Genomic DNA, 25,399 nt, shown 5'->3' with positions numbered 1-25,399 from the left:
TCAGCGCCGCCCGGGCATCACCGCATCACGCTCGAAGCAGACTTCCACACGCAATCCGCCGAGACGCTCCGAACGCCCAAGGGTCAGGGTTGCGCCGTGCAGTTCAGCGATGGACTTGACGATGGCCAAGCCCAGGCCGCTTCCCGTCGCAGCTGCGCCTGCGATGCGGTAGAAGCGATCGAGCACCCGCTGGCGATCCGCTTCCGGGATGCCGGGCCCGGTGTCATCGATCGTGAGCAGCGTCCCGCCTGAGCCGACATGAACCTCGACATCGACCACGCCGCCTTCGGGTGTGTACTTGATGGCGTTGTCCAGCAGATTTCGCAAGAGGATGCGAAGTGCGTCCGGGTGCCCGGTCAGCTCGCCTTCATCAGCACGTGACACGCCCAGATCGATGCGCCGGGCCTGGGCCAGCGGCGCGGCGTCTGCGACGGCTTGCCGCGCCAGTGCCGCGAGCGCCACCGGCTCGGGCCGTTGGCCGCCGGCGGCACTGGCCTGGTGTCGCGCCAGGAGCAGCAGTTGCTCGACGAGTCGCGCTGCTCTGTCGATGCCTGCGTTGAGGCGCGCCACGGCGAGGCCGCGTGCGTCATCGTCGGCGGCGCGCTGCAATCCCTGGACCTGCAGCTTCAGCGCCGCCAGCGGCGATCGGAGCTCATGGGCGGCGTCGGCGACAAAGTTCTTCTGTGCGTCGAAGGCCTGTCGCACACGTCCAAACAACAGGTTCAGTTCATGCACCAGCGGACGAATCTCGTCAGGCAATCCTGCTTCGCTGACCTCGTCGAGACCGTCGGCCTGGCGCTCCGCCACCTGGCGGCGCGCGCGCGACACCGGCGCCAACGAGCTGCTGACCACCCACCAGACGAGCAGCATCAGGAGTGGCGCCATCAGGGCGATCGGCAGCAGCGTCCGCAAAGCGAGCGTGCCCGCCATGTCCTGGCGCGCCGCCATGTCCTGGGCGACCTGGACGATCTGTGGCCCCGCCTGCATCGAGAAGACGCGATATGTCGTGCCCCTGGCCTGCACGTTCGAGAAGCCCAGCGCGGCACGGCGCGGCAGCGCGGCATGCGCCGATTGAAACACGCGCAATCCATCGGAGGTCCAGACCTGGACCACGAAGTCATATCCCTCCTCGTCGGGCCTGTCTTCGCCGTCATGAACGGTGCCGGCCAGCGGAAGCCCCGACCGCAGCGACATCGCCATCTGCTGCATGTGATAGTCGAAGATCTCATCCGCCTCGGAACGAGCCGTGCGATACGCGATGACGGCCTGCACCACGGCGGTGAGCGTGATGGCGGCCAGAAGGAACCACAGCAGGCGGGTGCGTAGCGAGTGCGGCGGCTGCAGGCTCATCGCTCAAGACCTTGGCACCATGTAGCCCACTCCGCGGACGTTCTGGATCAGTTCGGCGCCGAGCTTCTTGCGCAGGCCGTGGATGTACACCTCCACGGCGTTGCTGCTGATCTCATCCTTCCAGCCATAGAGCTTCTCTTCGAGCTGGGCGCGGGAGAGCACCAGGCCCGGCCGAGCCAGCAGAGGCTCCAGGACGGCCCACTCGCGCGCCGACAGCACGACCGGATCGCCATGCACACTGACTTCGCGCGTGGCCGGACTGATGCTGACGCCAAGGTGCTCGTAGACGGGTTCGGCCCGCCCGGACGCCCGGCGCACCAGGGCCCGAATGCGCGCCAGCAACTCGTCGAGGTCGTAAGGCTTTAGCACGTAATCGTCCGCACCCGCATCGAGTCCTTCGATGCGTTGCTGGATCGAGTCACGCGCCGTCGCGATGAGGACCGGAGTCCGGTCCCTGCGTGCGCGCATCGCTCGCAGCACAGACAAGCCATCGCGTCGGGGAAGCCCCAGGTCGAGCATTACCAGGTCATAACCTTGGGAGCGAAGTGCCGTCTCGGCCATGTCGCCATCCTTCACCCAATCGACGGCATAGTGTTCCGCGCGCAGCAGGTCCAGCACCGACTCGCCGATCATGGTGTCGTCTTCGACCAGCAGCAGTCTCATGCTCGTCCTTGCTTCACGGCGCCTGCGGCGGATCGCGGCGATTCCGGCGATTGCGATGCGCCCCCGTCGTTCCAAACGCCGCCAGTCCGAGCATAACGGCGCCGACGCCCAGGACGAAAAGGCCCAACACGGCACCCGCCAACCAAAGCAGAGGAACGGCGACCAGGAAGAACAGCAGTGCGAGCAGCGCACGCGCAGAGCGTCGCCACCACGGCATCGGCGTGATGTCGATGGTGCGGTTTTCGTGCAGGTCGAACACGCGAATGTAGAGCGGTTGCATGCGAGTGCCTTCAGGGCCAGAGGCCCCCACCATCGTCGAAGACCGAGTCGCCCGGCAGATCGGCGACTTCCATCCCTGTCAGCGGGTCCGGACGGTCCATCCCGTCCGCAGACTGGATGAAGTTGTTGGTCTCGAACACCTCCACCGGCGCTTGAGCAGCGCCGCCACCCCAGTTCCGCCCTCCATGCAGGAGTGACTCGATGCCCTGGAACAGCAGACTGCCACCGACAACCCCGGCACCGATCGTCGCGGCATTGCGCAGGAAGCCACCCGCCCCGGAGGGCGGCGCGAAGCCCCCGGCAACGGCGGGCTGAGCCGCAACCAACGGCGCGACCGGCGCAGCCGGCGCGAGCGTCGGCGCGACACGTTGCAGTTCGTCAATGCGGGCCTGCGCCTGTTCGAGCGCGGCCTCGAGCATGAGCGTCCGCTGCACCAGCAGGTAGGGCGCATCGGGTCGGATGCGAAGCAACGCCCCCACCTCGGCCTGCGCATCGGCATCCTTCGCCACGTCCGGCGCCTCTGCAATTCTCGTGATCAGCCGATTCACCAGAAGTCGTTCGCGGGTATCCATGATTGTCCTTTCGTTGCCTGCAAGGCAGTGAACTCTGTGCGAATTCAGCGTATGGACCATCACTTAGGCGGGACTTAACTCGCACGCAGAGCATTCCACGTCGTGACGCTCGGCCCTGCAAAGTGACCATCGGCACGGCCATTTCATGCCAGTCGCCACTGCCGTGCGCGTAGCCCTTGCGCACATGCTTTGAGCTGCCAACGTCCATCCATCCCGCTGCCATGCGCTCCCGACTTTCCGATGCCCTGCGGCAGCGAGTCGCCCGACTGCTTCTCGAAGCGCCCTGGTCGCTCGCAGGACTGGTCCTGGCCGTCGTCCTGGTGGTCTTCGCCGCAGACCTGCTCGTCCTGTCCGTCACGGAGCGATGGTGGCAACACCGCCTCGGTGTCTGGGCGGAAATCCTGGTCGACGATGCCGCGCTCAGCGCGATCTGCGCCACCATGCTGGTCCCTGTCCTGCGCGGGTGGCGACGTCGCGCGCACCTGGCCGAACGGGCCATGGATGTCGCCAGCGACGGCTTCGTGGTGGCAGACCCGCAGGGCAGGATCGTCCGCAGCAACCAGGGCTACCGCACGATGCTCGACCGCCCCCAGGAGCAGTTGTCCGGGCGCCGCCTGTCCGAACTGACACACCCGGACTCAGTGGCCGGCCTCGACGAACATCTCGATGCCGTTCGGCGGACGGGTGTGAGCCGCAGCTTCATGGTCCAGGCGCGCCGCGACGGAAGCAGCCTGCCCGTGCAGCTGACCACGGCTTGGCTGGCCGATCTGGGCTGCTATGCCGCGTTCGTGCGGGACGAGTCGGCCCGCGTGGCGGCAGAGACGAAGCTGCACGACCAGGCCCGCGCGACGCGCAGATTGCTGGACGCCATGGCCGAAGGCGTTCTCGGCTTCGATGAAGACGGCCAATGCACCTTCGCCAATCGATCGGCCGCTCGCATGCTGGGCCATCGCAGCCAAGCCGCGCTCGTCGGCCGCATCGTGGGCAGCTTTGTCGATGGCGGATCGTCGCCCGAAGCGCAGACATGGCTGCGCACCGCAGAGAACCTCGGGACTCGCGAGCTTACGATGCGCCGCGTCGATGGCACTCCACTGTTGGTCGATCTGAGCTGCCACGCCTTGGAGCACGCGGATCAGTCACTCGGCCACGTCATCACCTTCATCGACATTGGCGAACGCGTGCAGGCGCGGGCCGAGCGGGACCGGACCACGCAGCAGATGCGCGACACCTTCGAACTGGCGCCGGTCGGCATGGCACGCATGGCGCTGGATGGTCGATTCCTGGAGGTCAACAGCGCGCTCGCTGAGATGTTGGGCGTCACACGCGAGCACCTCCTCGGGATGCACTGGTCGAAGGCGACCCGGTCCGAAGACGTTGCGGTCGAAGCGGCGAGCCTACAGCGCCTGCTGCGCGGCGAGGTGCCTCGCTACTCGGTCGAGAAGCGGATGCTGAGAGGCGACGGCACCGCCATCTGGGTGCTCCAGGCGGTCGCGCTGGCGCGCGACGCGGCCAACCGACCGGACTACCTGATCGCAGTGGCCAAGGACATCAGTGCCCGCATGCAGGCCGAGGCTGCGATCAGGGCAGCCGACGTGGCGCTCAGGGCCAATGCGGCTAAGACGCACTTTCTGTCCCGCATGAGCCACGAGGTTCGGACCCCGTTGAATGCCGTGATGGGCTTTGCCCAGTTGCTGCGAATGGACGAGCGCAATCCTCTGCCAGCGGAAGCTGCTCAACGCGTCCAGCGGATCGAACAGGCCGGGGCCCATCTGCTTGCGCTGATCGGTGACGTGCTCGACCTGTCGCGCATCGAAGCTGGCCAGTTGCCGGTATCGCCGGAGGTTGTCGACCTGGCGGAGGTCGCTGGCGAGTGCTGCACCATGCTGCGTGCGCAGTCGGACGCCAAGGGCGTTGAACTTCAGCTGTCGCCCCGACATGCTACGGATGGCACCCAGGCGCTCGTTCGAGCCGACCGTGTACGCCTGCGCCAGGTTCTGCTGAATCTGCTGTCAAACGCGGTGAAGTACAACCGCCCGGGCGGAACAGCCAAGGTCGAGTGGGATCGGCTGGCGACGCATTGGGAGGTTCGCGTCATCGACAACGGCATGGGCATGACCGACGCTCAACAGGTGCACTTGTTCGAGCCGTTCAATCGACTGGGTGCCGAGCGCTCTGGCGTCGAAGGCACCGGCATCGGTCTCGTTCTGGCTCGCCATCTGGCCCAGTTGATGGGCGGTGATCTCCATCTGACCAGCCGCAGCGGCCAGGGGACCACAGCCATCCTGACGCTCGAGGCCGCCAGGACGCCGGCCATCGACAAGGACAACGAAGGCCAGGCGACGCTGCCGGCCTCGCTGGCGCCCTTGCGCGTTCTGTATGCGGAAGACAACGAGGTCAATGTCGAGGTCGTCCGCGGCGCGTTGCATGCACGCCCGGCGTTCGAACTGCGAATCGCCACGTCGGGGGCGCAGGCGCTCGCGTCGGCGCGATCGAACCCGCCGGATCTCATGCTCGTCGACATGCATTTGGGCGACTCGACGGGGCTCGAACTGGTCAGCGTGCTGCTCGCCGACCCGCGCACCAAGGGCATCCGGTTCGTGGCGCTGTCCGCCGACGCGCTGCCAGCCCAGATCGATGCTGCCTTGCGACTGGGATTCGAAGCGTACCTGACGAAGCCGGTCGACATACCGAAACTGCTGCGCCTCCTCGACGAGGCAGCGGCACGGTGACGGGTCGAGGCCTGTCTCGCGGACACTTCGATCCATGGACATTGCTTCGCTTGTGCAGGACCACGTCTACCTGGCCATCGTGGCCGGCAGCCTGCTCGAGGGCGAGACAACGGTTGTGCTGGCAGGCTATGCGGCGCACCAGGGATATGCCCCATGGTGGGCAGTCACGCTCGTCGCGGCATCGATCAACTTCGTATGGGACCAGTCCTACTTCGTGCTCGGCCGATGGCGCGGCAACTGGCTGCTGTCGCGAATTCCTCGCCTGCGGCCCGGGGTCGAGCGTGTGATGCCGATGCTGCAACGCCATCGGCGTTGGTTGATCTTCGGTGTGCGCTTCCTGTATGGCCTGCGCACCGCGGGGCCGCTGGCGCTCGGGATGGCAGGCGTGTCATGGCGAGAGTTCGCCCTCTTCAATGCGCTCGGCGCCACGGCCTGGGCGGTCACCTTTGCATCCTTGGGCCATCTCTTCGGCCGGTCCGTCGCCGCGATCGTGGAGGAAGCAAGTCGCCATGAACCTCAGGCCGCCGCACTGATCATTGTCCTCGGCGCCGTGTGGTTCGCCGTGCGGCGCACCTGCAGCGGACGCGCATCGCGGCCATGAGTCCAGTACGCGAGCGCATCCCACGCGCCGTCTGGGTGCTGGGCGGGGTCAGCCTGTTCATGGACATGTCTTCGGAACTCGTCCACGCCATTCTGCCCGTGTACCTCACCACCGTGCTCGGCCTATCGGTGCTTGCGGTGGGCATCATCGAAGGCATTGCCGAGGCCACGGCGTCGATGCTGAAGGTGGTGTCGGGCGTGATCTCCGATCGGTTTCAGCGGCGCAAGTCGCTTGCCTTGTTGGGGTACGGGCTGGCGGCGATCACCAAGCCCGTGTTCCCGTTGGCCGACACGGCCTTCGGCGTTGTCGCAGCGCGCTTTGTCGACCGTGTGGGCAAAGGCATCCGAGGCGCCCCGCGCGATGCGATCGTTGCAGACGTCACACCGCCAGCGTTGCGTGATGCGGCGTTCGGGCTGCGTCAGTCGCTCGACACCGTGGGCGCCTTCGCCGGTCCGTTGTTGGCGATGTTGTTCCTTTGGCTTTGGGCCGACAATATGCGGGCAGTGCTGTGGATCGCCGTGATTCCCGCGGTGCTGGCCGTGCTGCTGCTCGCGGTGGGCATCGACGAGCCGGATCGGCACAGCGCGAACGGTACCGGCGCAGTTCCACGTCTTCGCTTCCTTGCGGCGCTTCCGCCGGCGTTCTGGCTCCTGATGCTGGTGACTTCCCTGTTCTCGCTGGCCCGGCTGTCCGAGGCCTTCCTGGTCCTGCGAGCCCAGGAAGTGCACCTGGGCCTGATGTGGATTCCGCTCGTGATGATCGTGATGAGCGCGACCTATTCGCTGTCGTCCTACCCTGCCGGCGTCTGGGCTTCACGCATCGGCAGACAAGCCTTGCTCATCGCGTCGCTCGTGGCGCTGGTCGCTGCCGAGGCGGCGCTGGCCTGGCTCGGGGACGGTGCGGGCCTGTGGATCGGTGTCGCACTCTGGGGACTGCACATGGGCCTCTCTCAGGGAGGCCTGTCGGCCTGGGTGGCCGACCTCGCCCCGGCGGACTTTCGCGCGACCGCGTTCGGCGTCTTCCACTTCGTCACCGGCATGTCTCAACTGGCAGGTGGGGCGTTGACCGGATGGCTGTGGGCACGACACGGCAGTTCGGCCGCGTTTGCGGCGGGGGCTGCATGGGCGCTGATCGCACTGATCGCGCTGATGAGCGCGCGGCATCGGGCACGCAGACCCGAACTGGTGTAAAGACACCTAAGACAACGAAGGGTTGGGGATCCTTCGGATGGACCACGCGCAGCTGGCTCTGCGCTTACCGGCAACCGGGATGTACGACCGCATTGACGTTGGCAACATGGCCCCCGCCTGTGATCCATGCCCAGCCGGTCCACTTCTTCCGCGAAGCCTGGGTCCTCGCCCACCTGCGTCATGGTGACACTGATCGCCGACGGTGATCGCAGCGAGCGCATGACGGAAATGGAACGGGCGGCCGAGCCGCCCGAGAAGATGGATCCGCAGCGCAGCGCCGCAGGATCGTCACTCGTCCTTGTCTTCGTGTTCGCCGCGATCCGCCTGGTCCTGCTTGCTCGACAGCACCTTGCCATCGGCAGCGTCGACCTTGACGTCGAAGACCTTGTTGTCGGCGCTCACCACCTCGACCTGATACACAACCGCGCCGCGCTCGCCTTCGAGCTCCGCCTTGGTGGCCTTGCCGCCCAACTGGGCCTCGGCCGCCCCGATGGCCTGCGTCAAGGTGATCTTCACCTTGGCCAGGTCGGTGACGGCATCGTTCTCGCCGCCGCCGGACTTCGCGTACGCCAGGCCTCCAGCCGTGGCAATGCCCGCAGCCATGATCAGCGCGGGGATGGCAATCTTTCGGTTCATGATGATGTTCCTTGCTACCAGTCTGTCGAGGCGGAATTGCCTGTCGACGGGATCAACTATCGAGGCCCACACTTAGAGGGCACTTAGCGGCGGCAACTGAGTCGCTGCCCCATCACTTGCCGGCTTCGGCGCGCCTGTTGAGGCCTGCCGGTCGCATCCGCCTTAAGTCTCGATTAAGTCGGTGCTGCGGAGACTTGGCCGCATGCGATGTGATCGGGTTTCGAGCTGGCGCAGTCCTGTCGGGAACGCAGCGCGCCTGCTCGCCACAGTGCTGCTCTTGCCTGGCGCCGCCTGGGCGGAGTCGACTGAGCAGGCCCTGCCCAAGTTGGCAGAACTGGAGGCGGCCGGAGCTCGTATCGGCCAGATCCGTGTGGTCACGGACGACATCTTTGATCTCGCCGATCCCAAGGAAGACAAACTCCTTTTCCGGTGGGCCAACGCGCTGCACATCAGGACGCGACCCGCGGTCATCGAACATGCTCTCGTGTTCAAGTCTGGCGAAACCTTGTCGGTCGCCCGCATCGACGAGACTGAACGGTTGCTGCGGCGCAATCGCTATCTCTACGACGTCCAGATACGCCCCCTGGCCTGGCACGACGGCGTGGTTGATCTCGAGGTCCGCACGCGGGACACGTGGTCGCTGGATCCCGGCTTCAGCGCCGGGCGTTCCGGCGGGGCGAACAGCAGCGGCATCAAGCTCAAGGAATACAACCTCCTTGGAACCGGAACGTCGCTCAGCTACGGCCGCTCGAACACGGTCGATCGCTCGAGCAACACCTTCCAGTTCTCTGCCGACCGAATCCTCGGGACGTGGACCTCGCTGGATCTCAGCACCTCGCGCAACAGCGACGGGCGGCGCGATGCCGTCTCGCTGGTGCGTCCGTTCTACGCCCTGGACAGCAACTGGGCGGCGGGCATCACTGCATCGCGGGATGATCGCATCGACCCCATCTACGACGCTGGCAACGTCGCCAGCGAATTTCGCCATCGCCAACGCCAGGCCGAGGCGTTTGCCGGCTGGTCGACCGGGCGGGTCGATGGCTGGGTTCAGCGCTATTCGGTCGGGACGAGCCTGATCGACGATCGATACAGCCTTGAACCGGGACGCGTGCCGCCGACTGCACTGCCGCCTGACGAAAGACTGGTGGGCCCGTTCGTGCGTTACGAGTTGATCGAAGACCGGTTCGAGAAGTTGCAGAACCGCAATCTCATGGCGCGCCCAGAGTTCTTTGCGCTCGGGCTCGCAGCCTCCGTGCAACTGGGCTGGGCAGGCAAGGACTGGGGATCAACCCGCGACACTCTTCTCTACATTGCGTCGATCAGTCGGGGATTCGAGCCCGCGCCCGAGCACGTTCTGACTGCCTCCGCCTCCATCACGGGACAATACTCGGACGGACAGGCGAAGCGCCAGCGCCTGGGCGTCCAGTCCCAGTACTACATTCCTCAAGGCCGCCGGTGGCTGTTCTACGCGTCGGCCTCAGCGGACACGTTGACGAAGCCGAACCCTGCGGAGACCTTGCTGCTGGGCGGGGACAACGGACTGCGGGGCTATCCACTTCGATATCAGAACGGCCAGCGGCGCGCGCTCTTCACGGTCGAGGAGCGCTTCTTCACGGATGCGTATGTCTGGCGTCTCTTTCGCGTCGGCGGTGCGGCCTTCTTCGACGTCGGTCGGGCCTGGGGCGGAAACGCGACCAACACCGTCAACCCCGGCTGGCTGAGCAACGTGGGCGCCGGGCTTCGCATCGTGAGCGTTCGCGCAGCGTTCAGCAATGTGCTCCACGTGGATGTGGCGTTCCCGCTCAACGCCACGCCCGACATCAAGAAGGTGCAGTTCCTCGTCAAGACGAAGGCCAGCTTTTGACATGAAACTTGGCGAGGCAACAAGCGCCTGGGCACGGCGGATCAAGCGCGACGCCTTGACCCTCTGGTTCGCGCGCTCGCATCCCGCGACGCCGTGGTACGCGAAGGCACTGGGCGCGTTCGTCGTGGCCTACGCCCTGAGTCCGATCGACCTCATCCCCGACTTCATCCCTGTGCTTGGATATGTCGACGACGTCATCTTGCTGCCGGGTCTGATTTGGCTCGCGGTGCGCCTGTTGCCTCAGGAGGTGCTGACCGCATCGCGCTTGAAGTCCGAGCAGTGGCTGGCCGAGCACGGTTCCAAGCCCCGCAGCCTGGCAGGTGCCGCGACGATCATCGTCATCTGGCTGGTGGCCGGTATCGCGCTGACGATCTGGATGTCGGGCGCGCTGGCCCACTGACGAGCCCGCGCTCTCGAGTGCGGGCTCATATTGGCCCGAGCTGTCGGGATCAATCGCGGGCCGCAACTTGCTGCGCCTCTGGGCACTTGTCCGCAGCGGCCCCGATCTCGTGCTGTCGCACAAGCACGGTCTCCGGTCCGAAAGCATGAACGCGTCGCCGCACTGCCGCGTCAACGTCCTCACGATGCTTCAGGTACGTCGCAAGGCACTGCGCCCTCGGCTCGCTCGATCCATATGCAATGTGCAGGATCGTTCGGCTGACATATGCCTGCACGAAGACGCCATCGACGTTCACCTGGAAATGCACTCCGTCGGTGTCTTGTGCGTAATACGGCTCGTAGCGTTCCATACCACTTCCTTGGCCGATCCTTCGGCCTCTCATCGAGAAGGATGGTCGCCAGGCGCGACTTAAACGGGACTTACTGGCCGAGCTCCCCGTAGCCCCCGGGGGGCCAGGCTAAGCACGGCTTAAGTCGCCGACACCGAGAGTGCCGCACCCGCGGCAATGGTGCCGCCGGGCTTGCCGGAAGCAAAGCGACATGCAGAACGGTTCGGATGGTGACTTAGTCCAGACATGGCCGGTCAGCCATGCCCTTATTGGCACTTCTACGATCGACACTCGCACCGCAAGCCGAGTGGCGGCGGTGCCCAACCTGGCGATGGCTGCCGGCGTTGGACTCTTTGTTCTCGTGTGGCTCCTGCATCTGAATTCCACGAGCCTCGTGCCGCCGGTCGACGACCTGGAGCAGCTCACCTGGGTGCGATCGCTCGAGTGGGGCTACTACAAGCACCCTCCGCTTCCGACCTGGCTGCTGTGGCTTCCGGTTCGGGCCTTCGGGTGGAGTGCCTGGACCGTGTACGTCGTGGGCGCGTCGGCCACCGTCGCGTCCTTGCTGTTGATGTGGCGGCTGGTGGCCCGCTTGCGCGGCGAGCGCCATGCTCTGGTCGCATTGCTGGCAGCAGCCTGCATCACCTACTACAACGGGCGACTCAACTATTTCAATCACAACATCGTGCTGATGCTGCTGAACGCCTGCAGCGCTGCGGTGACCTGGCAGTGCTTTCGAAGCGGAAGACTCAGATGGTGGATCGCGCTCGGGGTCTGCCTGGGACTCGGCGCGCTGGCCAAGTACCAGATCGTCGTCACCTATGTCTGCGTGATCGCGTTCGCGGTCCATTCACGCTTCTGGGGGGATGGCGCGCAGCGTCGCGGGCTGCTGCTGGCCACCTTGATCGGCCTGGTCATCTTCAGCCCGCACGTTCAGTGGTTGCGCGCCCACGATTTCGGACCGGTCTCCTACGCGATGAGCACCTCGTTGGGCGTCGGCCATCCCCTGCCGGCGAGAACGGCAGAGTCTGTTCACTGGCTTGCCGACCAGATGCTGAACCGGGCTCTGCCGGCGCTGCTGCTCCTGCTGTGGGTCGCCTGGCCGCTGCGAGGGCGGTCCGCAGTCCAACCTGAACCCACGGCTGGCGCCGAACGGCTCCCCAGTGCGAGGGCGCTGCTGCTGATCTTCGGGTTCGTTCCGCTGGGCTTCATGACCCTGCTGGGACTGACGTCGGGCGCTGATCTGCAGTTGCACTGGGGCACCCCCTTTCTTCTTTTCGTGATTCCCGCCCTGATGGAACTCGCGCGCGGCCTGTCATGGGCAAGGGCGACGTTGCGGAGACTGCTGGCGGGGTTCGTGGTCGTCAACGTATTGCTGTTGACGGTCAGCTACGTCACTTCGCCGCTCGGCCCGCGGTCGCTGAGGGACACACATTGGCGCACCTTCGACCCGAAGCCCGTGGCGCGCGCACTCGAGGCGATTCGCGGCACGCTGGGCGGCCCCATCCGGATCCTGTCCGGCCCTCCCGCCGTCGCGGCGGCCGTCGCTCTCGAATTGCCGGAGCATCCGCTTGTTCTGATCGATGGCCGGCGCGACGAAAGCCCGTGGGTCTCGAAGGCCATGGAGCGGGCCGGCGGCGTGGTCGAAATCGGCGCGACGGGTGAGTTGCCCGGAGGACACCCTCTTGGTTCGGCACTGCCCGGATGGAGCTATCGAGCACTGCCTTCGAGTCGTTCGCCGAAGAAGCCTTCCGCCCCATCGGATTGACCATGCAACGGGCTTCGCAAGGGCCACGCAGGTTCGAAGAACGCCTACAGGATCTTGTCGTTAAGTTCGAATTAAGTGGTGCTCTTTGAGACTGCCGCGAAGATCTCGATTCCCCTGGAAGCCCGATGAGCACGCCGTCGACAAGTCACCACACGCTCGCCTACCGCTTTGCGCCACACGCCGCCGGACGAACCGCTCCGGTGTCCGCTCTGCAACAGCCCGACAGCGAACGCGCACGCCAGTGCGCCAGGCCCACGCTGTCGTGTGTGGTCCCCTGCCACAACGAAGCGCGAAACCTGGACGCACTCTTGCGCCGCCTCCTGGATACTGTCAGCGCGTTGGTCGCCAGCTGGGAAGTGATCCTGGTCGACGATGGCAGCAGCGATGACACTTCGCAGGTCCTTGCGCGCTGGCTGACGTGCGATGGCGTTCGCACCATCGAGCTGTCACGCAACTTCGGCAAGGAAGCGGCGCTGACCGCCGGATTGCAGGCAGCACGCGGCGATGTGGTCGTCATGCTCGATGCCGATCTCCAGCACGAGCCCGAGCTGATCCCCGAACTGCTGCAGAAGTGGCGCGAGGGCGCGGACACGGTCTATGCCGTGCGGCGCGACCGGGCCGACGAGGGATCGCTCAAGCGGCTCGGGGCCCGCGGCTTCTATGCCCTCGTCAACGCGGCAGACCGATTCGAAGTGCCACCCGATGCGGGCGACTTCCGGCTGATGGACCGACGGGTCGTCGATGCGCTCCTCGCACTGCCCGAGCGCAACCGCTTCATGAAGGGGCTCTACGCCTGGGTGGGCTTCAGTACCGCTTCGGTGCCCTACACACCGGCGCCCCGGGCCCATGGCCACTCGCAGTTCAGCCCGTTACGCTTGGTGCGGCTGGCCCTGGACGGCCTGACGGGCTTCACGACCTGGCCGCTGCGCGCAGTCAGCATCGTGGGATTCGTGCTCGCCGGCCTGGCCTTCGCATACGGCGCCTATCTCACGGCCACCTACTTCCTGTATGGCCACGACGTCAGCGGCTGGACCACCATCGTCGTCGGGCTGATGCTGTTCTCGGGCATTCAGCTCGTTTCTCTGGGCATCGTCGGCGAGTACATCGGCCGCGTGTTCGAGGAGGTCAAGGCCCGACCGCTGTTCGTCGTCAAGCGCGAGCGTGGTCATGGCCTCGAGGAATCTCGCAAGTGAACCCGTCACTCAAGAGCTTCGCCGGCAGCCGGGCTGGCGCTGCCCTGTTGTCATTTGCCTGGCTGGCATTGCTGGCGTGGCCACGCCCCTTGATGCTGCCCGACGAAGGCCGCTACGTCGGCGTGGCCTGGGAAATGATGCGCAGTGGCGACTGGCTCGTGCCCACGCTCAACGGCCTGCCCTACTTCCACAAGCCGCCACTGTTCTACTGGATCACGGCCGCGTCGATGACCGCGTTCGGGCCGGGCGACTGGGCTGCCCGCGCGGCGCCACTGCTGGGTGCCTGGGCCGGGGCGATGGCCATCTTCTTCTTCGTGCGGCGCTGGTGGGGGGAACGCGCGGCGGGGCTGGCCCTCGTGGTGCTGCTGGCGCAGCCGCTCTTCTACATCGGCGGGCAGTTCGCCAACCTCGACATGCTGGTGGCGGGCTGCATCACCGTCACGATCACCCTGCTCGCGCACGCCGCCCTGCTGTCGCAGGAGGGCTCGGCCTACCGCGCGCCCCTTGTGGGCGCCTACGCGGCCGCCGCGCTCGGCGTGCTGGCCAAGGGGCTCATCGGGTTCGTGCTGCCCGCGCTCGTTGTCGCAGCCTGGCTTCTGCTGCGCCGCCGCTGGCAGACGCTTCTCGGCCTGGTGTCGATCCCCGGGACGATCCTGTTCCTTCTCATCGCGGCGCCCTGGTTCATCGCCATGCAGGCGCATTTCGCCGGCTTCCTCGACTACTTCTTCGTCGTCCAGCACTTCAAGCGCTTTGCTGCTGGCGGATTCAACAATGTCCAGCCCCTGTGGTTCTACCCGGCGGTGCTGCTGTTGTTCACCTTGCCTTGGCTGCCCTGGCTGCGGCCCCACTTCGAGCGCGGGCGCGTGGGTGATCCGGTGCGCGGTGATGTACGCACTCTGATGTGGCTGTGGCTCGCCCTGATCGTTGCCTTCTTCTCGCTTCCAGCCTCCAAGCTGCTGGGCTACGTGCTGCCCGCGGTCCCGCCACTGGCCGTGCTGCTGGCCGACGGTCTGGAAGCCTGGCAAGCGCGCTCGCCGCGTTCCGGGCGGCGCTGGGCCTTCAGCGCAGGCGTCACCGTCGCCCTGAGCCTCGCCGCCATCGGCGTGCTGGCCGCACGGACTCCCCATTCGACGAAGGACATCGCTGCGGCGCTGCGCACGCTGCGCCAGGCCGGCGAGCCGGTGTACATGCTGGACAACTACTACTTCGACCTGCCGCTGTACGCCCGTCTGCCGGAACCGGTCGCCACGGTGCTCGACTGGTCGGATCCAGAGATTCACCGCCGCGACACCTGGCGCAAGGAACTGGCCGACGCAGGCGACTTCGCACCGGCACGCGCTCAAAGGACGCTGCTGCGACCCGCGCTTCTCGGTCCGTCGATCTGCGCTCGGCCGCTGAGCTGGGTGGTCGGCCCGCCGGACGCCGCAACGCGATATCCGCTGCTGGCCCATGCTGAGGTCGCCGTGCAGGGCGCGAACGCCACCCTCTGGCGCGTCGACCGCGAACAAGCACGGGTCAAGGCTTCACTGAACTGCCCCGAAACACCCAATGCCGGCTCAACAGCCACGTCATGACCGCGACGAGCACCAGCACGATCCCCAGCAGCATCTGGTACCCCAGGCCACTCCAGCCCAGGCTCACGGCATACACCGCCTCGTTCACACCGAACCCGGCGGCCGAGACGAGTACGAAGCGCATGGCTGATCGCGCCGCGGGTGCGCCGTGCCCACGAAAGGTCAGGCGGTGATGGCCACCGAACGACACGCTCAGGGCCAGCAGCCAGCCCGCGACATTGGCCACCAGCGGATGCCACCCGGCTGCCTCGACCAGGCCGACGACCACCAGCCAGTGCACCGCGGCGGCGATGCAGCCTACGGCAACGAACCAAAGCGGACGGGCGGCGCGAGTCGGCACGGTCATCGCTCAGAGTCAACGCCACTCGCCACGACCCATGGCGTGATCATCTGCCTTTGCGCCGATGACTTCGGGCTGAACGAGGGCGTCAACTCCGCGGTTCAGCAACTTGTCGCCATGGAGCGCGTGCACGCGACCGGCGCCCTCGTAGGCGCGCCGGCCTGGGGCTCCGGCGTCGGCGTCCTGCGTCGCATGCACTCGGAGGGCCTGGACGTGGGCCTGCACCTGGACTTCACTCAACACCCCTTGATCACGAGTCGCAACAAGTTGCGGTCGCTGATCGTGCAGAGCTACATCGGGCGTTGCGACCGCGCAGCCGTCCGTGCGGAAATGCGCGCACAACTCGACGCGTTCGAGCAAGGTGTCGGGCATGCACCGACCTTCGTGGACGGGCATCAGCACGTACACCAGTTGCCGGTCATCCGCGACGAACTGCTGGAAGAACTCGATGCGCGATACGGTGCCTACCCTCCGTGGATCCGCCGCACCCGCACACGCCCGCGGGGGAGCGCAACGGCCGGGATCCGGGGATGGCTCAAGGCGACGACGATCGCCGCGCTCGGGGCCTCGGCCTTGGCGGAGTCGGCGCGCCGGCATGGCTTGCCTCAGAACCGGGCGCTGCTGGGTGTCTACGACTTCTCGGGTGGAGCGATGCGCTACATGCGACTGCTGCGCGGGTGGCTGAGCGCTGCGTGCGAGGGCGACCTGCTGATGTGCCATCCGGGTCGCGCCATCGCGCAGGGTGACTTGCTCGCCGCGGCACGCGAAGCTGAGTATCAGGCGCTGGCAAGCCGCCAGTTCGGGCAGTTGATCCGAGAACTGGGCGTGGTGCTTTGGCCAATGAGCCACATCCTCGCCGACGCCGATTGAGACCGGCGACTTCAAGCCTTCGATTCCGGGAAGATGACTTCGACCATCAGCCCCGAGGCGGCTTCGTGCGCATCACTCAGCTTGACCTCGGCCCTGTGCCTGTCGGCAATCGCCTTGACGATGGCCAGCCCCAGACCGCTGCCGCCGCCATCCCGGGCCTGCTCGGGTGCGAGTTCTCCGCGGTAGAAGCGGTCGAAGACACGCGAGCGCTCCGCCGGCAGGATGCCGGGGCCCGTGTCGCGGACACGCAGCACGGGCCTTCGATCGCCCTGCATGGCAGTCGACACGTCGATGACTCCGCCTGCCGGTGTGTAGCGCAGGGCGTTGTCAACCAGATTGCCGATCAGCGCGGACAGCTGGGCGGCACTACCCCTGACCTGCACCGGCACATCGGCCTGGGCACCGAGGTCCAGGCCGAGGTGCTCGGCGTGCGCACTTTGTGCCGCCACCATGTCACGCACCAGCGCCGACAGGTCGACGTCCTCGACGCGCTGCAGCTCGGCGTCGGGCTCTGCGCGGGCCACCTGCAGCAACTGCTCGACGAGGCGCTGCGACCGCTCGATGCCCTGCGACAGGTCCGCCATCGCCTCGCGTCGTTCGGGCTCGTTCCTGGAGCGCTCCAGCAGCTGCAGTTGCAGTCGCAGCGCCGTCAGTGGCGTGCGCAACTCATGTGCCGCGTCCGCCAGGAAGCGCCGCTGCGCCCCGAGGGCCTGGCCCAAGCGCCCCAGAAGATCGTTGATTGAACGCACCAACGGCGAGAGTTCCAGGGGCGTGTCTTCCATGCGGATGGGATCGAGCGAATGCACGCTGCGCTCGGCGACGTCCCGCGCCGCGACGTCCAGGGGGTGCAAGCCGCGTCGAAGCCCGAAAATTAGCAGCCCGCCGACCACCAGCGTCAAGCCGATCAGCGGCGGGAACACCTTGGCCGCCGACTCACCAGCCATCTCCTGGCGTGCGGACTGCCTTTGCGCGGCTTGCGCGACCCCGTCGTCGCGCACCACCGTGTAGACGATCCACTCTTCTGCGCCGACCCGGATCCTGCGCAGTCCTTCTTCCGTGATGAAGGGAACGCCGACTCGCGGGTCGGACGCGAACACCCGCGCGCCCGCCGGTGTCCAGGTCAACGTGACGACCTCGCTGTCGTCGGGGACGTCCTTTCGCTCGGGCAACGCCACGGGCGACGCCTCGTGCGGTCCATGCCCGGCATGGTGGTACGCGGCCACGGCCTGGGCGATGTTCTTCAGGTCTGCGTCAAAGACCTCGTTCATCTCGTCGAGCGTGACCAGATACGTGGCGAACGCCACGAGCAGAGATCCCAGCGCCAGGGCGCCGAAGATCCATCCCAACAAGGTGCGCTCGATCGACCGCATCAGTCCTCGCTAACCCGGTATCCGACACCGCGTACGTTGCGGATCGCACCAGAACCCAGCTTCTTGCGCAAGTGGTGCAAGTGAACCTCGATCGCGTTGCTGCCGACTTCCTCGCCCCAGCCGTAGACCGACTCCTCGAGCTGCTGTCGGGACAGCACGGCGCCAGGGCGCTGCATCAGCGCTTCGAGCACGGCGAACTCCTTGGCCGACAGTTCCACCGCCTCGCCGTCCCGGAGAACGACCTTGCGCACCGGATCCAGCGCCAGTGCACCGCACTTGAGGATCGGCGATCCGCTTCCCGCGTGCCGGCGCAGCAACGCCCTCACGCGGGCGACGAGTTCGTCCAGGTCGAAGGGCTTGAGCACGTAGTCGTCGGCACCCGCCTCCAGCCCAGCGATCCGGTCGCGCACCGTGTCGCGGGCCGATGCGATCAGCACCGGCATCGAATTGCCGAGGCCTCGCAGCGACGTCAGGATCGCCATGCCGTCCTTCTTGGGCAGTCCCAGGTCGAGGATCGCCAGGTCGTACACCCCGTTGGCCAGCGCCAGTTCCGCGCTGCGGCCATCCGTCACCCAGTCCACCGTGAAGCCCGCCTGGGCCAGACCGCGGTGCACGGCCTTGCCGATCATGGTGTCGTCTTCGATGAGGAGGATGCGCATCGCGAAGGCGGGAAGATTCAGGTCCGTCGGTTCAGGTGCAGGCGGGTGCGCAGGGTCGTCATCCAGCGGTCGTGTATGGCCATCAGAGGTAGCACGAGCGGCATTGTTGCCGGACGCAGGGCACGAGCGATGACCACGCCGATCCCGGCGACCGGCAGCGCGGCCAGGATGTCGTAGGGGAAGTGCACGCCGAGGAACACGCGGCTCCAGCCGACAGCCAGACCGCCGGCGAGCAGCGGAAAGCCCCAGACGGCGAAGCGTTCGGTGAACAGCGCCGAGAGCGCCAGGCTCCAGAACACCGTCACGTGGTCGCTCGGCAGGCCGGGATCATCGGCATGCGGGAGCAACTGCGTGCCCAGGTGCAGCGCGAACGGCCTCGGCTGCGGCCAGGCGTGCACGACGACCTGGGCCACTCCCAGTGCCAGCAGCGTGGACAGCAACATGCCGACGATATCGAGCCGCGCGACGCGGTCGCCTCGCAGCCACGCCCATGCCAACCCTGCCGGCAGGAGATAGATCAGCCACTGTGCCAAGGCGATGGCGAGATGCAACTGCCAGGCCTCCGGGTGAGGCGCGGCGTTGATCAACTCGAAAAGGTGAACGTTGCTCATGAAATGCTAGGCGCGTCCGGCCCTACCTTGCCGGCGAGCGGGACATGGTCCGGCTGGCTCACTTAATCGCAACTTAAGCCCCACGGAACGCGACGGGAAGGTGCGCCCTATGCCTGCGCTAAGTCTGGCCATGGACAGTACGGCCATCTTCAAGACGCCTCGCAGGATTCAACCGCATGAACACCGCCATCACCGTGCCACGGTCACTGCTGAACAAGGTTCCTGAGGTGACGCTGTCGTTCTGGATCATCAAGATCATGTCCACCACGGTGGGCGAGACCGGCGCCGACTTCCTGGCCGTCAACGCGGGCTGGGGCCAGACGGCCACGCGCAGCGTCATGGCCGCCTTGCTCACCTCGGCCCTGTTCGTCCAGTTACGCACGCGGCGCTACACGCCGTGGATCTACTGGCTGACCGTGGTGCTGGTCAGCATCGTCGGCACGCAGATCACGGACTTGCTCACCGACGCCTGGGGTGTGAGCCTGTACCTCAGCACGGCTGCCTTTGCCACTGCGCTGGCTGTCATCTTCGGCGTGTGGCATCGGCTGGAGCACACGCTGTCGATCACCGACATCGTCACCCGCCGGCGTGAAGCCTTCTACTGGGTTGCCATCCTGTGCACGTTTGCGCTGGGAACGGCCGCCGGCGACCTGGCCACCGAAGCCCTCGGCCTGGGCTTCGCATGGGGCGCCGTGGCCTTCGGCGCACTTATCGCGCTCACCTATGGTGCCTGGCGACTTGGCGGCCCCGCGGTCCTGACCTTCTGGCTGGCCTACATCCTGACCCGGCCCTTCGGCGCAGCGCTGGGCGATCTGCTGACCCAGGCCAGGGCCTACGGCGGCTTGGGAATGGGCGCCCTGTGGACCAGCGCCCTGTTCCTCTCGGTGATTGTGATGCTGGTCGCGGTCGCCCAGATCGGCATGAACAGTCGCCAGGCCACTCCCGAAACCAACTGACGAAACCACCCCTTCGCAAGCAGTCGAGTTCCACCATGATCAAGACTCATCCTCGCCTTCACCTCCCCGTGACAGCGCTCGCCGTGGCGCTGCTGACGCTCGCGGCTGGCTGCTCCAGGAGCGACAGCGCGAACAATCCGCCCGCGGCATCTGCGAAGAGCTCGGCGTCGGTCGCGCAGCCCGCAACACCGGCCGCCTCCAAGCTTGGTGATCTGACAACGTTCCGCGCCATCGCCGCCGACGTCTCCGTCATCGTCGACAAGGGCGACCTGGTTGCCGCCAAGACTCGCATCAAGGATCTCGAAGTGGCCTGGGATGCCGCCGAGGCCGGCCTCAAGCCACGAGCCGCGGCCGACTGGCACGTCCTCGACAAGGCCATCGACCAAGCCCTCGAGGCCTTGCGCGCCGACAAGCCGACACAGTCCGATTGCAGGGCGGCGCTGGCGGGCCTGATCAGGACCTTCGACAACCTGGCCGGCAAGGCCTGAACCGGAGCACCCCGCGATGAAGGCATTGGAGAAGATTGAACCGCAGCAGGGCCTGGCCAAGGTTCCCGAGGTGACGCTCGGCTTCTGGTTGATCAAGATTGCGGCCACGACGCTGGGCGAAACCGGTGGCGATGCGGTGTCGATGTCCATGCACCTGGGCTACCTGGTGGGCACGGCCATCTTTGCCGCAGTGTTCGTGGCTGCTGTCGTGGCACAGATCCGCGCCCAGCGATTTCATCCGACCCTGTACTGGACCACGATCATCGCCACCACCACGGTAGGCACGACGCTGGCCGACTTCGCGGACCGCTCCCTCGGCATCGGCTACGCGGGAGGCTCCGCGCTGCTGTTGACGCTGCTGCTCGGCTCGCTGTGGGTGTGGAAGCGCAGCCTGGGCACAGTCTCGGTGAGTTCCGTCAGCACACCCGGCGCAGAGGCCTTCTACTGGCTGACGATCATGTTCTCGCAGACCCTCGGGACGGCACTGGGCGACTGGACGGCCGACACGGCCGGCCTGGGCTACACCGGCGCAGCGGTGGTGTTCGGGCTGATGCTGGTGGTGGTGGCGCTCGCCTACTACAGGACTCGCGTGTCGCACACAGTGCTCTTCTGGGCCGCATTCATCCTGACCCGTCCGTTGGGCGCCGTCGTCGGCGACTTTCTCGACAAGCCGCTCAGCGCCGGCGGTCTGGCGCTCAGCCGGTACACGGCATCGGCCGTGCTGATGGGATTCATCCTGACGGGTCTGCTCGTGTTCCGGCAACGCGCGGCGCGTACAGTCCATTGAGACACCCAGCCTGACGACTGACCACTGACGACTGACGAATGCGAGTGCTGCTGGTCGAGGACGACACGATGATCGGCGAAGCGGTCCAGGCCGCGTTGAAGGACGCCGCCTACGCCGTGGACTGGGTGCGCGACGGACAGGCTGCGCCGGCCGCACTGCGCACGCAGGCGTACGACTTCGTGCTTCTCGATCTGGGCCTGCCCGGGCGCGACGGTCTGAATGTGCTGAGGGACATTCGCGCCGGCGGCAATCCTGTGCCCGTGCTCATCATCACCGCGCGCGATGGCCTCGACGACCGACTGCGCGGCTTGGACGGCGGTGCCGACGACTATGTGCTCAAGCCCTTCGAGATGGCCGAACTGCTGGCACGCATGCGCGTGGCACTGCGCCGCCGCGCGGGCAGCGCCGAGTCCATGCTGAGCAACGGCGAGGTGCGGCTGGACCTGTCGACCCGACAAGCCAGCATCGCCGGTCAGCCGGATGTGCAACTGTCGGCCCGCGAGTTCGCCCTGCTGCAGGCCCTCCTGGTGCGGCCAGGCGCGATCCTGTCGCGAGGCGAACTCGAGGACAGGATCTACGGCTGGGGCGAGGAAGTCGAGAGCAACGCGGTCGAGTTCATCATCCATTCGCTACGCCGCAAGCTGGGCAGCCAGGTGATCCGCAACGTTCGGGGACTGGGATGGCGGGTTTCCAAGAGCGAGTGAGGACCTCGCTCCAAGTCAGGCTGTCGCTGACCTTGTCGGTAGCGATCCTGGTGGTGGCCGTCGTCGCCGGGGCGTTCTCGTTCATGACCGCCTTCGACGAAGCCAACGAATTGCAGGACGACGTGCTGCGGCAGGTCGCCGCGCTGGTGGACCGGCAGGGCCTGCCCGCGTCAGGCGAGAGGCTCGACAGCCGTCCTGCGGATGGCGATGAGGAGTCGCGCGTCCTCGTGCAGCGACTAGGCACCGTGGCGCTTGACCGCCGGCCCGTCGATGCCGGTGGCCCACTCTTGTTGCCCGACTCGCTTGCCGACGGACTGCAGACGCAGACCGTCGATGGCGAGAAGTTCCGTGTGCTGGTGCGCACACGCCCGACGGGGGAGCGATTCGTCGTGGCTCAGGAGTCCGGCTTTCGGGACCAGATCGCGCGCGACGGGGCCCTGCGGACTGTGCTGCCCTTCCTGGTGCTCGTGCCCATCCTGCTGGTGATCACCGCCGACCTCGTGAGAAAGGTCTTCCGCCCGGTGACGGCCCTGGCCGCGGAGATCGATCGTCGGCAGCGGGCGGATCCTCACCCGGTCGACCTGACGCCCCTGCCGATTGAGGTCCGTCCCTTCGCGGTGGCGATCAACGGCCTGCTCGAACGGGTCAGGGACTCGATGGCGGCACAGCAGCGTTTCGTGGCCGACGCCGCGCACGAGTTGCGCTCACCGATGACCGCTCTGTCACTGCAAGCCGAGCGCTTGGCGCAGGCAGATCTGGAGGAGGTTGCTGCGTCACGACTGGCTGACCTGCGCCGAGGCATTGACCGATCGCGTGGCCTGCTGGAACAGATGCTGGCGCTGGCCAAGGCCCAGTCCGAGCCCCAGGCCACGCCTGCGACGGCCAGCTTGGTGCGAGTGGTGACGGACGTGCTGCAGGACCTGATGCCTTTGGTCGATGCCAAGGCCATCGACATCGGTGTGTCGGCGGTGGACGACGTGATCGTTCCGGTCAGCGAACTGGAGGCAACGCTGATCGTCCGCAACCTGGTCGATAACGCCATCCGCTACACACCCCCTGGAGGGCGCGTCGACATCGCGATCGAACAGCGCGAGGGCGAGGGCGAGGGCGAGGTCGTGTTCGTCGTTCGCGACAGCGGCGCCGGTCTCTCTCCCGACGAGATCCAGCGGGTCTTCGATCCCTTTTATCGCGTTCCCGGGTCCGGCCAGCCGGGATCCGGGCTTGGACTCACCATTGTCAAGGCAGTGGCGGACCGCCACGGATTTCGCCTGTCGGCTTCGAGTGGCGCGAGCGAGAACTTTCCTGGGCTGTCGGTGGAAGTCCACCTTGCAACGAGCGCCGCTGGCCGATATCCACAGAATCCATTTCCCGGAGAAAACTCATGAATTCACTGACAAAGCATCGCTACGACACCATCAGCATGAGCCTGCATTGGCTTGCGGCGATCGCAGTTGTGGCGGCATTCGCGTTGGGGCCTGGAGACTTTGGCCGCCTGGCCGACAGCGGCGTCGATCCTGGAACGCGGCTCGACATCGTGGCGCACGAGTCGATCGGCCTGTTCGTGTTCCTGCTCACGGCCGTCCGCCTGGTCTGGGTCGCCGTGCGGCCTGCGCCGCCGTCTGCGACGGGACCCGATTGGTCGAACGTGGCGGCGGTTGCGGTGCGGATCGTACTTTGGATCCTGCTCCTGGCCACGCCGGTGACGGCGCTACTCACACTTGCTGGAGATGGCCGGCCCTTGACGCTGCTCGCGGGTCTGCGCTTGGACGCCATCCCCTTGGTTGGCCGATGGGCTCTGACCCAATGGACCGACTGGGGCGAGGTCCACACCTTTCTGGGCGACGCGATTCTCTGGATTGCTGGCCTGCACGCGGCGGCGGCGCTCGTGCACCACTTCATCTGGCGCGACAACGTGCTGAAGTCGATGCTGCCGCGGCGTCGCGCCTGACTGTGACCTCGGGCAGGCGCGCGGCACGCAGGTGTATGGCCATGCGGCAATCAATCGGTCAAACTGAATCGACAGGCCGTCGTTTGCACTCCTTGCAACTCATTCACGCGACGTCCGCCGACCTCGGAAACCGCATAACCATCCGGACCATCCGGTCCCGTGACGTTGCCGCGATGTCGCCACCGTGCGCTTCAACGATGGCCTTGGTGATCGACAGGCCCAGTCCGGCGCCTTCGGACGCCGGATGCGCCCGCGAGGGGTCGCCACGGAAGAAGCGATCGAACAGGCGTGGGAGCGCCGTCGGATCGATGTCATTGGACGTGTTCGCCACGCTGATGGACACGCCGGCTTCACTGGCCACGATCACCACGGTCACGGGGCTGCCTGGATCACCGTGCCGCACCGCGTTGGACAGCAAGTTGCTGACCGCACGGCGGAACATGAGGCGGTCACCATCGATCTCGCCATCGCCAGTGACGCTGAGCCGGATGCCCTTTTCCTCCGCCACCGCGTCGTAGAAGTCCAGCAGGGCCTGTATTTCCTGTGCCGCAGAGAACCGCTCGCGGTTCGGCAAGGGCATGCCGCGTTCGGCCTTGGCGAGGAACAGCATGTCGGCCACCATGCGGGCCATGCGCTCCAGTTCCTCGGCGTTGGAGGCCAGGATGTTGAAGTAGGTGGGGGCATCGCGCTTGGTGGACAGCGCGACTTGCGTCTGCGTGAGCAGGTTGCTGATCGGGGTGCGCAGTTCGTGCGCCAGGTCCGAAGAGAACTCCGCCAAGCGGCGGTAGTCATCGCGCAGGCGGTCCAACATGCCGTTGAGTTCGGCCGCCAGGTCGGCCATCTCGATGGGCACGGCGGCCACGGGCATCCGCTCGTTGAACTGGTGGCCCGACACGGCCGCCGCCCTGGCACGCATCGCCCGCAATGGCGCCAGCCCCTGGTGCGCGGCCAGCCAGCCCAGCAGGCCACTGACCGCCACGGCCAGCAAGGCGTACAGCAGCAGCGTGCGGCGCAGTTCGGCCAGGAAGTGCTCGTGGTGCTCGGTGTCGATGGCGGCCAGCACGTCGAGGGCACCGCTCTTGTCGTAAGCCGGAGTCACCTGGAAGCCGATCGCCCGGTACTCCCTGCCTTCCGATGCCCAGTGCCGAAGTCGAAGTCCGGCCTCGCCGGCTGTCGAGGGGATCGCTGGCTGAAGAAGACCGGGAGATTGGAAACCTCGCGACTGGTACAGCACGTCGCTCCGCGCGTCCTTCACCACCACGTACAAGTCGTGATGGTGGCTCAACGCTTCGTTCAAGCGCCACTTGGTGTCCTCGATCGAGTTTGCGCTCCGTACGATGTCCTCGATCAGGTGCTGCTTGTCCTGCAGCGTGCCGCGGTCCAGGTCGACGAAGTGCCGCGCCGTCGCCTGGATGAAGACCCAACCCAGGCCGAACACCACCGCTGCGGCCAGCACCGTGAAGAAGATCGTCAGGCGCTGTGTCAGCGACAGGGCGCGCAGCATCAGCGGCGCCCGGCC

At 66.5% G+C, this 25,399-nt stretch carries 26 protein-coding genes; 15 read left to right on the top strand and 11 right to left on the bottom strand.

The window, feature by feature from the left end:
• The 4 genes from D9C15_RS28430 to D9C15_RS28415 are packed head-to-tail and all read right to left on the bottom strand — an operon-like array spanning position 1 to position 2,864.
• The gene (locus tag D9C15_RS28430; RefSeq protein WP_128002529.1) at positions 1 to 1,350 is read right to left on the bottom strand and encodes an ATP-binding protein; all 1,350 of its coding nucleotides are present in this window, start codon (positions 1,348 to 1,350) and stop codon (positions 1 to 3) included.
• 3 nt (positions 1,351 to 1,353) lie between these two features.
• Complete coding sequence (locus D9C15_RS28425; protein ID WP_128002527.1) at positions 1,354 to 2,013, bottom strand: response regulator; 660 nt, start codon at positions 2,011 to 2,013, stop codon at positions 1,354 to 1,356.
• A gap of 13 nt (positions 2,014 to 2,026) precedes the next feature.
• Positions 2,027 to 2,293, bottom strand: a complete 267-nt coding sequence (locus tag D9C15_RS28420) for a hypothetical protein (protein WP_128002525.1) — start codon at positions 2,291 to 2,293, stop codon at positions 2,027 to 2,029.
• A gap of 10 nt (positions 2,294 to 2,303) precedes the next feature.
• Entirely contained in the window at positions 2,304 to 2,864 is a 561-nt protein-coding gene (locus tag D9C15_RS28415) for a DUF2076 domain-containing protein (protein ID WP_164886892.1), read from the bottom strand.
• Between the two features lie 221 nt (positions 2,865 to 3,085).
• Between D9C15_RS28415 and D9C15_RS28410 the strand changes: the two genes are divergently transcribed.
• The 3 genes from D9C15_RS28410 to D9C15_RS28400 are packed head-to-tail and all read left to right on the top strand — an operon-like array spanning position 3,086 to position 7,384.
• On the top strand, positions 3,086 to 5,593 hold the full coding sequence (locus D9C15_RS28410) for a PAS domain-containing hybrid sensor histidine kinase/response regulator (RefSeq protein WP_128002521.1): 2,508 nt from the start codon (positions 3,086 to 3,088) through the stop codon (positions 5,591 to 5,593).
• A gap of 34 nt (positions 5,594 to 5,627) precedes the next feature.
• On the top strand, positions 5,628 to 6,194 hold the full coding sequence (locus D9C15_RS28405; RefSeq protein ID WP_128002519.1) for a DedA family protein: 567 nt from the start codon (positions 5,628 to 5,630) through the stop codon (positions 6,192 to 6,194).
• A complete protein-coding gene (locus tag D9C15_RS28400; RefSeq protein ID WP_128002518.1) occupies positions 6,191 to 7,384 on the top strand; it encodes an MFS transporter in 1,194 nt (397 codons plus the stop codon). Before D9C15_RS28405 ends, D9C15_RS28400 begins: the two co-directional genes overlap by 4 nt.
• A 288-nt stretch (positions 7,385 to 7,672) precedes the next feature.
• Here the strand turns inward: D9C15_RS28400 and D9C15_RS28395 are convergent, their stop codons facing one another.
• Positions 7,673 to 8,020: a PepSY domain-containing protein gene (locus D9C15_RS28395; protein ID WP_128002516.1), complete on the bottom strand. Its 348-nt coding sequence runs from the start codon at positions 8,018 to 8,020 to the stop codon at positions 7,673 to 7,675.
• A gap of 202 nt (positions 8,021 to 8,222) precedes the next feature.
• Here D9C15_RS28395 and D9C15_RS28390 point away from each other — a divergent pair, with 202 nt between their 5' ends.
• Positions 8,223 to 9,884, top strand: coding sequence for a BamA/TamA family outer membrane protein (locus D9C15_RS28390; RefSeq protein ID WP_128002514.1), 1,662 nt, complete (start codon positions 8,223 to 8,225; stop codon positions 9,882 to 9,884).
• 1 nt (position 9,885) lies between these two features.
• Positions 9,886 to 10,284, top strand: a complete 399-nt coding sequence (locus D9C15_RS28385; protein WP_128002512.1) for a YkvA family protein — start codon at positions 9,886 to 9,888, stop codon at positions 10,282 to 10,284.
• Positions 10,285 to 10,333: 49 nt separating this feature from the next.
• Here the strand turns inward: D9C15_RS28385 and D9C15_RS28380 are convergent, their stop codons facing one another.
• Positions 10,334 to 10,633, bottom strand: coding sequence for a DUF1488 family protein (locus D9C15_RS28380; protein WP_164886890.1), 300 nt, complete (start codon positions 10,631 to 10,633; stop codon positions 10,334 to 10,336).
• A gap of 190 nt (positions 10,634 to 10,823) precedes the next feature.
• Between D9C15_RS28380 and D9C15_RS28375 the strand changes: the two genes are divergently transcribed.
• From D9C15_RS28375 to D9C15_RS28365, 3 genes are all read left to right on the top strand, one after another.
• Complete coding sequence (locus D9C15_RS28375) at positions 10,824 to 12,380, top strand: ArnT family glycosyltransferase (RefSeq protein ID WP_240668631.1); 1,557 nt, start codon at positions 10,824 to 10,826, stop codon at positions 12,378 to 12,380.
• 125 nt (positions 12,381 to 12,505) lie between these two features.
• On the top strand, positions 12,506 to 13,573 hold the full coding sequence (locus tag D9C15_RS28370) for a glycosyltransferase family 2 protein (RefSeq protein ID WP_128002507.1): 1,068 nt from the start codon (positions 12,506 to 12,508) through the stop codon (positions 13,571 to 13,573).
• Positions 13,570 to 15,147: an ArnT family glycosyltransferase gene (locus D9C15_RS28365; protein ID WP_240668630.1), complete on the top strand. Its 1,578-nt coding sequence runs from the start codon at positions 13,570 to 13,572 to the stop codon at positions 15,145 to 15,147. The genes D9C15_RS28370 and D9C15_RS28365 overlap by 4 nt, the downstream gene beginning before the upstream one ends.
• On the opposite strand, the gene D9C15_RS28360 is transcribed toward D9C15_RS28365, so the two are convergent.
• A complete protein-coding gene (locus D9C15_RS28360; protein WP_128002505.1) occupies positions 15,089 to 15,493 on the bottom strand; it encodes a GtrA family protein in 405 nt (134 codons plus the stop codon). The genes D9C15_RS28365 and D9C15_RS28360 overlap by 59 nt on opposite strands.
• Positions 15,494 to 15,529: 36 nt before the next feature.
• Between D9C15_RS28360 and D9C15_RS28355 the strand changes: the two genes are divergently transcribed.
• Positions 15,530 to 16,357: a ChbG/HpnK family deacetylase gene (locus D9C15_RS28355; protein ID WP_240668629.1), complete on the top strand. Its 828-nt coding sequence runs from the start codon at positions 15,530 to 15,532 to the stop codon at positions 16,355 to 16,357.
• An 11-nt stretch (positions 16,358 to 16,368) separates the two neighbouring features.
• Here D9C15_RS28355 and D9C15_RS28350 read toward each other — a convergent pair whose 3' ends face one another.
• The 3 genes from D9C15_RS28350 to D9C15_RS28340 are packed head-to-tail and all read right to left on the bottom strand — an operon-like array spanning position 16,369 to position 18,997.
• On the bottom strand, positions 16,369 to 17,727 hold the full coding sequence (locus tag D9C15_RS28350) for an ATP-binding protein (protein WP_128002501.1): 1,359 nt from the start codon (positions 17,725 to 17,727) through the stop codon (positions 16,369 to 16,371).
• Complete coding sequence (locus D9C15_RS28345) at positions 17,727 to 18,386, bottom strand: response regulator (RefSeq protein WP_128002499.1); 660 nt, start codon at positions 18,384 to 18,386, stop codon at positions 17,727 to 17,729. Before D9C15_RS28345 ends, D9C15_RS28350 begins: the two co-directional genes overlap by 1 nt.
• A 17-nt stretch (positions 18,387 to 18,403) precedes the next feature.
• A complete protein-coding gene (locus tag D9C15_RS28340) occupies positions 18,404 to 18,997 on the bottom strand; it encodes an undecaprenyl-diphosphatase (RefSeq protein WP_128002497.1) in 594 nt (197 codons plus the stop codon).
• A gap of 176 nt (positions 18,998 to 19,173) precedes the next feature.
• Here D9C15_RS28340 and D9C15_RS28335 point away from each other — a divergent pair, with 176 nt between their 5' ends.
• From D9C15_RS28335 to D9C15_RS28310, 6 genes are read left to right on the top strand one after another with little or no spacing between them, the layout of a single operon-like run.
• Positions 19,174 to 19,953 (top strand): COG4705 family protein, encoded by a 780-nt coding sequence (locus tag D9C15_RS28335; RefSeq protein ID WP_128002494.1) that lies wholly within the window; start codon positions 19,174 to 19,176, stop codon positions 19,951 to 19,953.
• 35 nt (positions 19,954 to 19,988) lie between these two features.
• Complete coding sequence (locus D9C15_RS28330; RefSeq protein WP_128002492.1) at positions 19,989 to 20,441, top strand: hypothetical protein; 453 nt, start codon at positions 19,989 to 19,991, stop codon at positions 20,439 to 20,441.
• A 16-nt stretch (positions 20,442 to 20,457) separates the two neighbouring features.
• A complete protein-coding gene (locus tag D9C15_RS28325; RefSeq protein WP_128002490.1) occupies positions 20,458 to 21,228 on the top strand; it encodes a COG4705 family protein in 771 nt (256 codons plus the stop codon).
• A gap of 38 nt (positions 21,229 to 21,266) precedes the next feature.
• Positions 21,267 to 21,932 (top strand): response regulator, encoded by a 666-nt coding sequence (locus D9C15_RS28320; RefSeq protein WP_128002488.1) that lies wholly within the window; start codon positions 21,267 to 21,269, stop codon positions 21,930 to 21,932.
• Positions 21,929 to 23,317 (top strand): ATP-binding protein, encoded by a 1,389-nt coding sequence (locus D9C15_RS28315; protein WP_240668628.1) that lies wholly within the window; start codon positions 21,929 to 21,931, stop codon positions 23,315 to 23,317. Before D9C15_RS28320 ends, D9C15_RS28315 begins: the two co-directional genes overlap by 4 nt.
• Positions 23,314 to 23,880, top strand: coding sequence for a cytochrome b (locus D9C15_RS28310; RefSeq protein WP_128002484.1), 567 nt, complete (start codon positions 23,314 to 23,316; stop codon positions 23,878 to 23,880). Before D9C15_RS28315 ends, D9C15_RS28310 begins: the two co-directional genes overlap by 4 nt.
• Positions 23,881 to 23,983: 103 nt before the next feature.
• Here D9C15_RS28310 and D9C15_RS28305 read toward each other — a convergent pair whose 3' ends face one another.
• Positions 23,984 to 25,384, bottom strand: a complete 1,401-nt coding sequence (locus tag D9C15_RS28305) for a heavy metal sensor histidine kinase (RefSeq protein ID WP_128002482.1) — start codon at positions 25,382 to 25,384, stop codon at positions 23,984 to 23,986.
• Between the last annotated feature and the right edge of the window lie 15 nt (positions 25,385 to 25,399).

It is taken from the genome of Piscinibacter defluvii, from assembly GCF_004011805.1.
GTDB classification, from domain to species: Bacteria; Pseudomonadota; Gammaproteobacteria; order Burkholderiales; family Burkholderiaceae_C; genus Piscinibacter; species Piscinibacter defluvii.
This window is presented reverse-complemented; position numbering and strand designations above follow the sequence as displayed.